Origin of the sequence: Streptomyces sp. NBC_01233, from assembly GCF_035989305.1 — a bacterium.
GTDB lineage: Bacteria > Actinomycetota > Actinomycetes > Streptomycetales > Streptomycetaceae > Streptomyces.
In genome coordinates this window covers 4,600,319-4,613,263 of the sequence record NZ_CP108514.1, presented here as the reverse complement: position 1 = coordinate 4,613,263, position 12,945 = coordinate 4,600,319, and the positions used below count along the sequence as shown (strand labels likewise).

The window sequence follows — 12,945 nt, the reverse complement described above, 5'->3', positions numbered from 1 at the left end:
CGAAACAGCCGATCTCCACCCCGCCGGGCCACTCCAGCCCCGCCGGCGTTTGAGGCCCGGGGTCCGGGGCGGCGCCCCGGGTCCCGCGGGGCGGGCTGCGTCCACCCACTCAGGCGGCCCGCACGGGACCGTCACCCGTAGGTGTCCCCGGGACCCTTGCTGCCCGGCGCCCGCCACGGCCCGTAGCCCTTCGGCCGTCCGCCGGGCCCCTGCACCTTGATCAGGCGTACGGTGCCCTGCCCCAGATCCGCGTTCAGCCGTGCCACCAGCTGCGGCGCGAGCAGCTTCAGCTGCGCCGCCCACGCCGAGGAGTCGCACCGCACGACAAGCTCACGGTCCTCGTACCGCTCCGGTTCACAGTGCGCCGCGATCTCCGGGCCGACGATCTCCGGCCAGCGCTCCATCACGCCCGCCACCGCCATCGGCATCTCCCAGCCGCGTTCGGTGCGCAGCCGGTCCAGCGCCGCCATCAGCGGCATCGGGTCCCGGCCGTCCGCGCGGGCACCCGAGCGGAGCCCCGGCTGCCGGCCCTTCTTGGCGCTGGCCGCGTTCCCCCGGGCCCGCGCCTGCTCCCGCGCCGCCGCGAGGGCCTGGCGGGCGAGGTCCACCCCGGAGACCTCCGGGGGCTTGCGGCCCTCCTGCGGGTTCTTGCCGTTCTCGCTCACAGCCGGGTCACCTCACCGCCGGACACCCCGAACCGCGTTCCCACCAGCACCCCCGGGACGTCGTCGTCCACCGCCGCCGTCACCAGCACCTGCTCACCCGGCGCCACCAGCTCCGCCAGCCGTTCCCGGCGCCGCGCGTCCAGCTCCGCGAACACGTCGTCCAGGATCAGCACCGGCTCGCTGCCCTCCGAGCGCAGCAGCTCGTACGAGGCCAGCCGCAGCGCCAGCGCGTACGACCACGACTCCCCGTGGCTCGCGTACCCCTTCGCGGGCAACTCCCCGAGCCGCAGCACGACGTCGTCGCGGTGCGGGCCCACCAGGGTCACACCGCGCTCGATCTCCTGCTTGCGCACGTCCACCAGCGCGGCCAGCAGCACCTCGTAGAGCGCCTCGCGGCTGCGCGCCGCGCCGCTGTCCACCGGTTCGCCGGCCGAGGACTTGTACGCCAGCCCGAGCGGGCCGCCGCCGGGCGCGAGCTGTTCGTACGCCTTGTCCGCCAGCGGCAGCAGCGTCGCGATCAGATCCAGCCGCTGGGCCAGGAGCTCCGCGCCCGCGCGCGCGAGGTGCTGGTCCCACACGTCGAGGGTGGAGAGGTCCATCGAGCGGCCGCCGTGCCGCCGGGCCATCGCCGCCGACTTCAGCAGGGTGTTGCGCTGCTTGAGCACCCGCTCGTAGTCGGAGCGGACCACTGCCATCCGCGGCGAGCGCGCGGTGACGAGCTCGTCCAGGAACTTCCGCCGCTCCCCGGGGTCGCCCTTGACCAGGGCCAGGTCCTCCGGCGCGAACAGCACCGTCCGTACGATCCCCAGCACGTCCCGCGGCCTGACCTGCGAGGACCGGTTGATGCGGGCCCGGTTCGCCCGCCCCGGATTCAGCTCCAGCTCCACCAGCTGCTGGCGCTCGCCCTGGGTGACGGCCGCGCGGATGATCGCCCGGTCCGCGCCCATCCGTACGAGCGGGGCGTCCGCGGAGACCCGGTGGCTGCCCAGCGTCGAGAGGTAGCCGATCGCCTCGACGAGGTTGGTCTTCCCCTGGCCGTTGGGCCCCACGAAAGCGGTGACGCCCGGGTCGAGGGGAACCTCGGCCCGGGCGTACGAGCGGAAGTCGGCCAATGAGAGATGCGAAACATGCATACGGCGCCGACCTCCCCCGGCTTCCCACTACTCGCTGTGGTGCTGTGCTGCTGGTGATCCTTTGCAGCCCTGTGAGCTGCTACTTCTTCTCGACCGCGTGGCCGCCGAACTGGTTGCGCAGCGCGGCGATCATCTTCATCTGCGGGGAGTCGTCCTGCCGCGAGGCGAACCGCGCGAACAGCGACGCGGTGATCGCGGGCAGCGGTACGGCGTTGTCGATCGCCGCCTCCACCGTCCAGCGGCCCTCGCCCGAGTCCTGCGCGAAGCCGCGCAGCTGCTCCAGGTGCTCGTCCTGGTCGAGGGCGTTCACGGCCAGGTCCAGCAGCCAGGAGCGGATGACGGTGCCCTCCTGCCAGGAGCGGAAGACCTCGCGGACGTCGGTGACCGAGTCCACCTTCTCCAGGAGCTCCCAGCCCTCGGCGTAGGCCTGCATCATGGCGTACTCGATGCCGTTGTGGACCATCTTCGCGAAGTGGCCCGCACCGACCTTGCCGGCGTGCACGGCGCCGAACTCGCCCTCGGGCTTGAGGGCGTCGAAGATCTGCTGGACCCGTGCGACGTGGTCCTTGGCGCCGCCGTACATCAGCGCGTAGCCGTTCTCCAGACCCCACACGCCGCCGGAGACGCCGCAGTCGACGAAGCCGATGCCCTTGGCCGCCAGCTCCCCGGCGTGCTTCTCGTCGTCGGTCCAGCGGGAGTTGCCGCCGTCGACGACGATGTCGCCGATCGAGAGCAGCTCGGCGAGCTCGTCGACGGTGGACTGCGTCGCCGCGCCGGCGGGGACCATCACCCACACGACGCGGGGGGCCTGCAGGCTGTCCACAAGTTCCCGCAGGCTGTGGACGTCCGCGAGGTCCGGGTTGCGGTCGTATCCGATGACGGTGTGGCCTGCGCGGCGGATGCGCTCGCGCATGTTGCCGCCCATCTTGCCGAGACCGACGAGACCAAGCTCCATCAGGTGGTTCCTTAAGCGTTGTGGCCGTCTTTGCCGGGGCTTCCCCGGCCGTGTCCTCGCCGGACGCGCAGGGGGTCGCCCACCGGATCCGAGCCTACGCCGGGCCGCGGCGGCGGGCCCTGCGGGCGCTCCATGCCGGCCGGTCGGGCTGCGGGGTTTCCCGGCGCCTTCCCCAGGCTGTGGACGACGTCGGGCCCGGTCCCGCAGCGCGCGAGACCGGGCCCGACGTCGACAGGTGGAGCGTCAGCCGGACAGGCGCACCGGCATGATCAGGTACTTGTAGGCCTCGTCGGCCTCCGCGTCGACCGCCGGGCGGCCGCTGAGCAGAGCGGGCTTGGTGGACGTGGTGAAGCTCAGCTGGGCCACCGGGGAGGCGATCGCGCTGAGGCCGTCCAGCAGGAAGGTCGGGTTGAAGGCGATCGAGATGTCGTCGCCGTCGAGCTGCGCGTCGACCCTCTCCACAGCCTGTGCATCGTCGGAGGAGCCGGCCTCCAGGATCAGCACCCCCTGCTCGAAGCTGAGGCGGACCGGGGTGTTGCGCTCGGCCACCAGGGCCACGCGCTTGACGGCCTCGACGAAGGGCGCGGTCTCGATCACGGCGACGGAGTTGAACTCGGTCGGGAAGAGCGTCCGGTACTTGGGCAGGTCGCCCTCGAGCAGCCGGGTGGTGGTGCGGCGGCCGGCGCCCTCGAAACCGATCAGGCCTTCGCCCGCGCCCGAGCCGGACAGCGCCAGGGTCACGGTGTCACCGCTGGTCAGGGAGTTGGCGATCTCCTGGAGCGTCTTGGCGGGCACCAGGGCGACGGCCGACGCGTCCGGGTTCTCCGGCTTCCACAGGAACTCGCGGACCGCGAAGCGGTAGCGGTCGGTGGAGGCCAGGGTGACGCGGTCGCCCTCGATCTCGATGCGGACACCGGTCAGCACGGGCAGCGTGTCGTCACGGCCGGCGGCGGTGGCCACCTGCTTGGCGGCGGAGGCGAAGACCTCGCCGGGCACGGTGCCGGTCGCGGTGGGCATCTGCGGCAGGGCCGGGTACTCCTCCACAGGCAGGGTGTGGAGTGTGAACCGCGAGGAGCCGCAGACCACGGTCGCCCGTACACCGTCTGTGGAAATCTCGACCGGGCGGTTGGGGAGGGCGCGGCAGATGTCGGCGAGCAGCCGGCCGGAGACCAGGACGGTGCCGTCCTCCTCGACGTCCGCCTCGACGGAGACGCGGGCCGAGACCTCGTAGTCGAAGCCGGAGAGGCTCAGCGTGCCTTCCTCGGCCTTCAGCAGCAGGCCCGCGAGAACGGGCACCGGCGGCCGGGCCGGGAGGCTACGGGCAGCCCAGGCCACCGCCTCCGCGAGTACGTCGCGCTCCACCCGGATCTTCACCGGAACCGCCTCCTGCTGTTGCTCGCTCGTCTGCCGGCCTTCGTCGTCGGCTCGTCGATGCCTCGACCGATGCCGGGGACCAGTCTGACGTACGGCGCCGACAGTCGGTGCGGCTGGCGGTCAAGTCGGGAGCGAGGCGGCGGAGCGGGCTCTCGACGAGTTGTGCACAGGACCTGCTTGAAAACCGAAACCGGACTCACTCTCTATGGGGGTAGTAGTAGGGCCTGTGGAAACGGTGGATAAGCCCGTTCTCGCAGGTCACACCGCGTTTTTTATCCACCGACCCTGTGGGCGACACCGGTGGACAACCCTGTGTCTCTGTGGAGAACGAAAAGTTCTGCACAGGCCGTCCCCAGGGGACCCCGACTACTCCACAGGTGTGTCCCCAGCTTTCCCCCGGTACTCCACAACCCAAACGTCTACATCCGTGTGACCGCTTTCACTCCGGGCGGTGAGAGGGGGTGGTGCGTTGCCGAACAGTGGACAAGGGTGTGGAGAAGAGACCGGATCCTGTGCACAGGGTGCGCGAACCTGTGGGGGGACGGTGGACAACGTCGTGGACAGGCCTGTGGACGAAATGTTTGTCCACACCCTGTGGATGACGCTTGCGCACAATTCCACAGGGTGCTGACCTGCTCTGATGGAGCCTCACCCCGTATGCCTGTGGACAGATTGTGGGCGACGGAACCCGTCCCCAGGGTGTGGACGGAAGAAAGTCACGGAATCTGTGGATGACTTGCTCCCCAGGGGGCGTATTCGAACAGGTCAGGGGCGCGCGGACGAAGAAGGGCGCCCCCGTTGTCGTCCGGGAGCGCCCTCTGTAAGCGTTTGAAGGGGCCCTTGCGCGGCCCCGGGCGAGCGGTACGGGGCCGCTCTCAGCCGTTCTTGATGCGGTTGGTGAGCTCGGTGACCTGGTTGTAGATGGACCGCCGTTCGGCCATCAGGGCGCGGATCTTGCGGTCCGCGTGCATCACGGTGGTGTGGTCGCGGCCGCCGAACTGCGCCCCGATCTTGGGCAGCGACAGGTCGGTGAGCTCCCGGCACAGGTACATGGCGATCTGCCGGGCGGTCACCAGGACCCTGCTGCGCGAGGAGCCGCACAGGTCGTCCACGGTCAGGCCGAAGTAGTCGGCGGTGGCCGCCATGATGTCGGAGGCGGTGATCTCGGGGGCGCTGTCCTCCCCGCCCGGGATCAGGTTCTTCAGGACGTCCTCGGTGAGGCCCAGGTCGACCGGCTGCCGGTTGAGGCTCGCGAAGGCCGTGACCCGGATCAGCGCCCCCTCCAGCTCGCGGATGTTGCGCGAGATGCGGGAGGCGATGAACTCCAGTACCTCCGGCGGGGCGTTGAGCTGCTCCTGGACGGCCTTCTTGCGCAGGATCGCGATCCGGGTCTCCAGCTCGGGCGGCTGGACGTCGGTGATCAGGCCCCACTCGAAGCGGTTGCGGAGCCTGTCCTCCAGGGTGACGAGCTGCTTGGGCGGCCGGTCGGAGGAGAGCACGATCTGCTTGTTGGCGTTGTGGAGGGTGTTGAAGGTGTGGAAGAACTCCTCCTGCGTCGACTCCTTGCTCGCGAGGAACTGGATGTCGTCGACGAGCAGGATGTCCATCTCGCGGTAGCGCTTGCGGAACGCGTCGCCCTTGCCGTCGCGGATGGAGTTGATGAACTCGTTGGTGAACTCCTCGGAGCTCACGTACCGCACGCGGGTGCCGGGGTAGAGGCTCCGCGCGTAGTGCCCGATGGCGTGCAGCAGGTGGGTCTTGCCGAGGCCCGACTCCCCATAGATGAAGAGGGGGTTGTAGGCCTTCGCCGGCGCTTCGGCGACGGCCACCGCGGCGGCGTGCGCGAAGCGGTTGGAGGCTCCGATGACGAAGGTGTCGAACAGGTACTTGGGGTTCAGCCGGGCGGTCGGCTCCAGCGGGCCCGAGGTGGAGCCGCCGGACGGGGCCGGGGGCGCGGCCGGCCGGCCGGGGGCCTGGCGCGGCGCGGGCTGCTCGTACTGCTGCTGTTCGTACTTCTGTTGCTCGTACTGGTGCGACTGATGGGGCTGCTGGGATTCGTACGGGGACTGCTCGTACTTCTGCTGCTCGTAGGAGCCCTGGTCGTAGCCGGAGGGCTCGGGCTGCTGGAGGTAGCCCGGCTGCGGGGAGGCGTAGGGGTCGCGCTCGGGGAAACCGCCGAGGCGGGGCTGCTGCCAGCCGTAGTCGTCCTGCTGGCCGCCGCGGGGCCAGGCGCCGGGCTCGGGGCGCGGCTGCTGGTAGTCCGGGTAGGCGGGGCGGGCGGTGGGGAGCTGGTCGTCGCCGTTGCCGGGGCCGCCGCCGGGGCGCTGGCCGCCGTACGGCTCGTACGGGCCGGGCTGCTGCGCGGGCGGGGAGGGCGGCGCGGGCTCGCCGGCGGAGTCGTCCACGGTGATGGCGATCCGGATGGGGCGGCCGCATTCGCGGCTCAGCGCGTCGCTGATCAGCGGGGCGAGCCGGCCCTCGAGGACGCGCTTGCCCCATTCGTTGGGGACGGCGAGCAGTGCGGTGTCGGCGACGAGTGCCAGGGGCTGGCACCTCTCGACCCACTGCTTGTCTTTTGGCTCGATCCCCGGCTGTCCCTCCCCGAGGAGCTTTTCGAGCACCCTTGGCCACACTGCGGCAAGATCGGCAGGTACGTCAGCCACAGAGCACGCTCTCTCACAGGGGGTCCCACGAATGTGTGGTTCTTTGGGACGGTCGGGACAAAAAATCCGGGGTCAGGCAACGGTAGTCAGGCCAACGGGTACGGTTCAAGTCGTTGTCCACAGCCTGTGCACAGTGTGGGGCCACGTCGACTCGGTTTGACCGGATGGCGTAGCCGCGCGTACCGTAACGAGGTCGAGTTGTCGATGGCTGCTGCCGCCTGCCTACCGATGGGCGAAGGTCACTGATAGTGATCATTTAGCGGTGCCACTCGGGCGAACACGCGAGTTTCCTCGTGGGCGCACGGTGACAGCCAGGCGATGTCCCGCCACAACGATTCATTCTCTGGAGCCCCCGAGTGAGCAAGCGCACCTTCCAGCCGAACAACCGCCGTCGTGCCAAGACCCACGGCTTCCGTCTCCGGATGCGTACCCGTGCCGGTCGCGCCATCCTCGCGAACCGTCGTGGCAAGGGCCGCGCCGCCCTTTCCGCGTAACCACACGCAGGTCGTGACGTCGTGCTGTCTCCCGAAAATCGGCTGAGGCGGCGCGAGGACTTCGCGAGCGCGGTACGTCGAGGTCGTCGGGCTGGTCGCCCGCTCCTCGTCGTCCACCTACGTACAAGCGGTGCAACGGACCCGCACGAGTCGGGGGAGATCGATCCCTCGTCGCGTGCGGGTTTCGTCGTCAGCAAGGCTGTCGGCAACGCCGTCATACGTAACCGGGTGAAGCGCCGTCTTCGGCATCTGGTCCGGGAGCGGCTGTCTCAGCTGCCCGCCGGTAGCCTGGTGGTGGTACGTGCGTTGCCCGGAGCGGGCGATGCCGGCCCCGACGAACTGGCCCGGGACCTGGATGCCGCTCTGGTGCGGCTCCTGGGAGGCGTGGCTCGATGAAGTACCCGCTGCTCGCTTTGATCAAGCTGTACCAGTGGACGATCAGTCCGCTGCTCGGCCCGGTGTGCCGGTACTACCCGTCGTGTTCGCACTACGGGTACACCGCCATCGACCGGCATGGTGCGGTGAAGGGGACGGCCCTGACCGCCTGGCGGATCCTGCGGTGCAATCCGTGGTCCCCGGGTGGTGTGGACCACGTCCCACCCCGTAAACGCCCGCGTTGGCACGAGCAGCTGCGCAGTGCGTTGCGTAGATCTCGCAATGCTCAAGGAGCCTGATTAGTGGACACGATTGCCAGTCTGTTCAGCTTTATCACCACACCCGTGTCGTGGATCATCGTCCAGTTCCACAGCTTGTACGGGGCGGTCTTCGGGCCGGACAGCGGGTGGGCCTGGGGCCTGTCCATCGTGTCCCTGGTGGTCCTGATCCGTATCTGCCTGATCCCGCTCTTCGTGAAGCAGATCAAGGCGACGCGGGGCATGCAGGCGCTCCAGCCGAAGATGAAGGCGATCCAGGAGCGCTACAAGAACGACAAGCAGCGCCAGTCCGAAGAGATGATGAAGCTCTACAAGGAGACGGGCACCAACCCGCTCTCCTCGTGCCTTCCCATCCTGGCGCAGTCCCCGTTCTTCTTCGCGCTCTACAGCGTGCTCGCGAGCATCGCCAGCGGCAAAGAGATCGGTTACATCGACGGTCCGCTGCTGGCCAGTGCGCGTCAGGCACACATTTTCGGCGCCCCGCTGGCGGCGAAGTTCACGGACAGCGCCGCGAAGGCCGCCAGCCTGGACGCCTCGATCACCGATGTGCGCATCGTCACCGCCATCATGATCATCCTGATGTCGCTGTCGCAGTTCTACACCCAGCGCCAGCTGATGCAGAAGAACGTCGACCTGTCGGTCAAGACGCCGTTCATGCAGCAGCAGAAGATGCTGATGTACATCTTCCCCGTGATCTTCGCGGTCATGGGCATCAACTTCCCCGTCGGTGTTCTCGTCTACTGGCTGACCACGAACGTGTGGACCATGGGTCAGCAGATGTACGTGATCAACCAGAACCCGACGCCGGGCAGCAAGGCGCAGGACCAGTACCTGACCCGCCTGCTGAAGCAAATCGGCTCGCACGGCGACGTCAAGGGCCGGAGCAAGAAGAAGATCGTCGCGGCGATCGTGGCCAAGGGCCCGGACCGCAACGACAACGAGCGGAAGTTCATCACGGCTCTGACGAAGCAGGGCTTGGCCGCCCAGCCGGACGGCTCCGTGATCAAGAGTTCCGAGGCCACGGCGGATTCGGATGCGGCGAGCGGCGGTGTCGCGAAGCGGCAGCAGCCGAAGCGGCAGTCGAAGTCGCAGCGTCAGACGCCCAGCAAGCCCTCTCCCAAGAAGTAAGAAGGAGTCCCTCCCGTGACGGAAGGCACCACCACCGCCGCCGCTGAGAGTGGCGACACCCTGACCCGCCTCGAGCAGGAGGGTGAGATCGCGGCCGATTACCTCGAGGGTCTGCTGGACATCGCCGACCTGGACGGCGACATCGACATGGACGTCGAGGCCGACCGGGCCGCGGTGTCGATTGTCAGTGACTCCGCCAGCCGTGATCTGCAGAAGCTCGTGGGCCGCGACGGTGAGGTTCTGGAGGCTCTGCAGGAGCTGACCCGCCTCGCCGTGCACCGGGAGACCGGGGACCGCAGCCGGCTGATGCTGGACATCGCCGGGTTCCGTGCGAAGAAGCGCGAGGAGCTGGCGGCGCTGGGCGCCCAGGCGGCGGCGGACGTGAAGGCCTCGGGCGAGCCGCTGAAGCTGGCCCCGATGACCCCGTTCGAGCGGAAGGTCGTCCACGACGCCGTGGCGGCCGCCGGTCTGCGGAGCGAGTCCGAGGGCGAGGAGCCGCAGCGCTTCGTCGTTGTGCTCCCGGCCTGACCCCTGGCGCGAGTATTCGGCCCCGTCTGTGTCGCAGGCGGGGCCGATGTTTGTCAGCCTGGCATGTGAATGACGCGGCATCTTGAAGACGTGGTTTTTCCAGAACCATGCGGTACGGAAGGACGGTCCCCGTGACGGAGGCAGCTGAGCTTCCCCCGGCGCCTGAAGAGGCGCGCGCGGTGTTCGGTGAGTTTTTCCCGGAAGCTGTGCGGTATGCGGAGCTGCTGGCGGACGCGGGAGTCAAGCGGGGCCTGATCGGGCCGCGCGAGGTGCCGCGGCTGTGGGAGCGGCACCTGCTGAACTGCGCTGTGCTGTCGGAGGTGGTGCCCCAGGGCGTCACCGTGTGCGACGTGGGTTCGGGCGCCGGTCTGCCCGGCATCCCGCTGGCGCTGGTGCGCCGGGATCTCAAGATTACTCTGCTCGAACCGCTGCTGCGGCGGACGACCTTCCTCCAGGAGGCCGTGGAGCTGCTGGGCCTGGACCACGTCACGGTGGTGCGCGGGCGGGCCGAGGAGGTTCTCGGCAAGGTGCAGCCCGTGCACGTGGTGACGGCGCGTGCCGTGGCTCCGCTGGACCGGCTGGCCGGCTGGGGCGTGCCCCTGCTGCGTCCGTACGGGGAGATGCTGGCGCTCAAGGGCGACACCGCCGAAGAGGAGCTGGTGTCGGCCAAGACCGCACTGGCGAAGCTCGGTGTGGTGAAGACCTCGGTGCTGCACGTGGGCGAGGGTCTGGTGGACCCGTTGTCGACGGTGGTCCGGGTCGAGGTCGGAGAGAGCCCCGGTGGGGTGAGGTTCGCGGCCAAGCGGGCTAAGGCGGCCCGGGTGGGACGCACCCGTCGGCGCCGTTGATTGTCTGAGGTGTGGGGGCCCGGCGGAGATTTTGTCTCTGTTGGGCCCTATAGGTATGGATTTCGGAGTGTCGTAGCGGTCTGAAGACCCTGTCTGGGCACTGTCCGGGCATCGTGTTTCACGTGAAACGTCGCTCTCTGCTGCACGGAATCATCAGCCGCGGTCGTGCGGCTGCGTCGCCCCTTCACCGCAAGGACGCAAGGGGGACGGAGTTGTCCACATCGGTGGATTCATCCACAGGAGTACGGGCCCCGCTGGTTCGCGACCCGGGTGACATGGCAGGCTCTGTTCATCGCGAGCCTGATGTCGAGGAGAGTGACACCGTGCGGTCCGACGCCAACCTCGCGGGGCCGATGGCCGATCCGGTCCCCGGTCCCCGCTCTGAATCGGCGGGTGAGGATGTTTCACGTGAAACATTGCCTCCCCCGCTTGTAGACAACGACACCCCCATCGGCCGAGCCGCCCAGCTGGCGGTCGAGGCGCTGGGGCGCACCGGCGAACGGCTGCCCCGGCCGGAGCAGACCCGGGTCATCGTGGTCGCCAACCAGAAGGGCGGCGTGGGCAAGACCACGACGACCGTGAACCTGGCGGCCTCGCTGGCCCTGCACGGGGCGCGGGTCCTGGTGGTCGACCTCGACCCGCAGGGCAATGCCTCCACGGCCCTGGGCATCGACCACCATGCGGATGTGCCGTCGATCTACGACGTGCTCGTGGACAGCCGGCCTCTCCTGGAGGTCGTCCAGCCGGTCGTGGATGTGGAGGGGCTGTTCTGTGCTCCGGCCACGATCGATCTGGCGGGCGCGGAGATCGAGCTGGTGTCGCTCGTGGCGCGGGAAAGCCGGCTGCAGCGGGCGATCCAGGCGTACCACCAGCCCCTCGACTACATCCTGATCGACTGTCCTCCCTCGCTCGGGCTGCTCACGGTGAACGCGCTGGTGGCCGGCGCGGAGGTGCTGATCCCGATCCAGTGTGAGTACTACGCGCTGGAGGGCTTGGGCCAGCTGCTGCGCAATGTCGATCTGGTGAGGGCCCACCTCAACCCGACGCTGCATGTGTCGACCATCCTGCTGACGATGTACGACGGCAGGACCCGGCTGGCCTCGCAGGTGGCGGAGGAGGTGCGCAGCCACTTCGGCAAGGAGGTGCTGCGGACGAGCATCCCCAGGTCGGTGCGCATTTCCGAGGCGCCGAGCTATGGCCAGACGGTGCTCACCTACGACCCGGGTTCCAGTGGTTCCCTCTCCTATCTGGAGGCGGCGCGAGAGATCGCGTATCGAGGGGTCGGAATGCAGTACGACGCCCAGCAGGCCCATCTGGGCCCGGGCATGAACAGCACGCAGAGTGTGGCGGAGGGGATCCAGTGAGTGAGCGACGTAGAGGTCTGGGGCGGGGGCTCGGTGCGCTGATCCCCGCGGCCCCGCAGGAGAAGACGCCGCCGGTGATCAGTTCCGGTTCGACGTCTCCGTCGGCGGTGCCGGTCATGACTTCGGAGCGTGGGATCGCGGCGGCGAAGCTCGCCTCCCTGGCGCAGGCGGATGTTTCACGTGAAACATCGCTGGCGGTCGTCCCGGCACAAGAGCCGGAACCGGTGGCGGCCGAGACCAATGTGGTGGCGGGAGCGACGTTCGCGGAGCTCCCGATGGACGCGATCACGCCGAACCCGCGCCAGCCGCGTGACGTGTTCGACGAGGACGCGCTCGCCGAGCTGGTGACCTCCATCCAGGAGGTGGGCCTGCTCCAGCCGGTGGTGGTGCGGCAGTCGGCTCCGGGCCGCTATGAGCTGATCATGGGTGAGCGGCGCTGGCGTGCCTGCCGGGAGGCCGGGCTGGACGCCATCCCGGCGATCATCCGGGCGACGGACGACGAGAAGCTGCTGCTGGACGCGCTGCTGGAGAACCTGCACCGGGCCCAGCTGAACCCGCTGGAAGAGGCTGCGGCCTATGACCAGCTGCTCAAGGACTTCAACTGCACCCACGACCAGCTGGCCGACCGGATCGGGCGCTCGCGCCCCCAGGTGTCGAACACGCTGCGGCTGCTGAAGCTGTCGCCGTCGGTGCAGCGCCGGGTGGCCGCGGGTGTGCTGTCGGCCGGGCATGCACGGGCGCTGCTTTCGGTCGACGACTCAGAGGAGCAGGACCGGCTGGCGCACCGGATCGTGGCCGAGGGCCTGTCGGTGCGTGCGGTCGAGGAGATCGTGACGCTGATGGCCTCGGAGCCTTCGAGTGCGGTGAAGCCGAAGGGCCCGCGCGCGGGTACCCGGGTGGCTCCGGCGCTCAGCGAACTGGCGACGCGGCTGTCGGACCGGTTCGAGACGCGGGTGAAGGTGGACCTGGGCCAGAAGAAGGGCAAGATCACCGTCGAGTTCGCGTCGATGGAGGATCTGGAGCGGATTCTGGGAACGCTGGCGCCGGGCGAGGGCCGGGTGCTGGAGCAGGGTCTTTCCGGGGAGTGATCCCAGGGCTGCCGAGGGGCGGGTCGTGCCGGTGTGAACCGGCGCGGTCCGC

13 protein-coding genes are annotated in these 12,945 nt (G+C 69.1%); 8 read left to right on the top strand and 5 right to left on the bottom strand.

Going from position 1 to position 12,945, the window contains the following annotated elements:
• Positions 1-131: 131 nt before the first annotated feature.
• From OG332_RS21695 to dnaA, 5 genes are all read right to left on the bottom strand, one after another.
• Positions 132-665, bottom strand: a complete 534-nt coding sequence (locus tag OG332_RS21695; RefSeq protein ID WP_327415025.1) for a DUF721 domain-containing protein — start codon at positions 663-665, stop codon at positions 132-134.
• Positions 662-1,798 carry a DNA replication/repair protein RecF gene (gene recF, locus OG332_RS21690; RefSeq protein ID WP_327415024.1) on the bottom strand — a complete coding sequence of 379 codons (1,137 nt, stop codon included), beginning with the start codon at positions 1,796-1,798 and terminating at the stop codon, positions 662-664. Before recF ends, OG332_RS21695 begins: the two co-directional genes overlap by 4 nt.
• Before the next feature lie 79 nt (positions 1,799-1,877).
• Positions 1,878-2,753 carry a phosphogluconate dehydrogenase (NAD(+)-dependent, decarboxylating) gene (gene gnd, locus OG332_RS21685; RefSeq protein ID WP_442816188.1) on the bottom strand — a complete coding sequence of 292 codons (876 nt, stop codon included), beginning with the start codon at positions 2,751-2,753 and terminating at the stop codon, positions 1,878-1,880.
• A 243-nt stretch (positions 2,754-2,996) separates the two neighbouring features.
• Positions 2,997-4,127, bottom strand: a complete 1,131-nt coding sequence (dnaN, locus tag OG332_RS21680; RefSeq protein WP_327415023.1) for a DNA polymerase III subunit beta — start codon at positions 4,125-4,127, stop codon at positions 2,997-2,999.
• 875 nt (positions 4,128-5,002) lie between these two features.
• Positions 5,003-6,790 carry a chromosomal replication initiator protein DnaA gene (gene dnaA / locus OG332_RS21675; RefSeq protein ID WP_327415022.1) on the bottom strand — a complete coding sequence of 596 codons (1,788 nt, stop codon included), beginning with the start codon at positions 6,788-6,790 and terminating at the stop codon, positions 5,003-5,005.
• A gap of 356 nt (positions 6,791-7,146) precedes the next feature.
• Here dnaA and rpmH point away from each other — a divergent pair, with 356 nt between their 5' ends.
• The 8 genes from rpmH to OG332_RS21635 all read left to right on the top strand — a co-directional run bounded on the left by rpmH (position 7,147) and on the right by OG332_RS21635 (position 12,893).
• Positions 7,147-7,284: a 50S ribosomal protein L34 gene (gene rpmH, locus OG332_RS21670; protein WP_008741645.1), complete on the top strand. Its 138-nt coding sequence runs from the start codon at positions 7,147-7,149 to the stop codon at positions 7,282-7,284.
• Positions 7,285-7,305: 21 nt separating this feature from the next.
• Positions 7,306-7,680 (top strand): ribonuclease P protein component, encoded by a 375-nt coding sequence (gene rnpA, locus OG332_RS21665; RefSeq protein ID WP_078848045.1) that lies wholly within the window; start codon positions 7,306-7,308, stop codon positions 7,678-7,680.
• Positions 7,677-7,958 carry a membrane protein insertion efficiency factor YidD gene (yidD, locus tag OG332_RS21660; RefSeq protein WP_076043740.1) on the top strand — a complete coding sequence of 94 codons (282 nt, stop codon included), beginning with the start codon at positions 7,677-7,679 and terminating at the stop codon, positions 7,956-7,958. The genes rnpA and yidD overlap by 4 nt, the downstream gene beginning before the upstream one ends.
• Positions 7,959-7,961: 3 nt before the next feature.
• The gene (gene yidC / locus OG332_RS21655) at positions 7,962-9,065 is read left to right on the top strand and encodes a membrane protein insertase YidC (protein ID WP_327415021.1); all 1,104 of its coding nucleotides are present in this window, start codon (positions 7,962-7,964) and stop codon (positions 9,063-9,065) included.
• A 15-nt stretch (positions 9,066-9,080) separates the two neighbouring features.
• Complete coding sequence (locus OG332_RS21650) at positions 9,081-9,593, top strand: Jag family protein (protein ID WP_030008408.1); 513 nt, start codon at positions 9,081-9,083, stop codon at positions 9,591-9,593.
• A gap of 131 nt (positions 9,594-9,724) precedes the next feature.
• On the top strand, positions 9,725-10,441 hold the full coding sequence (gene rsmG, locus OG332_RS21645) for a 16S rRNA (guanine(527)-N(7))-methyltransferase RsmG (protein WP_030707721.1): 717 nt from the start codon (positions 9,725-9,727) through the stop codon (positions 10,439-10,441).
• A gap of 275 nt (positions 10,442-10,716) precedes the next feature.
• Complete coding sequence (locus tag OG332_RS21640) at positions 10,717-11,805, top strand: ParA family protein (protein WP_327415020.1); 1,089 nt, start codon at positions 10,717-10,719, stop codon at positions 11,803-11,805.
• Entirely contained in the window at positions 11,802-12,893 is a 1,092-nt protein-coding gene (locus tag OG332_RS21635; RefSeq protein WP_327415019.1) for a ParB/RepB/Spo0J family partition protein, read from the top strand. Before OG332_RS21640 ends, OG332_RS21635 begins: the two co-directional genes overlap by 4 nt.
• Positions 12,894-12,945: the final 52 nt, after the last annotated feature.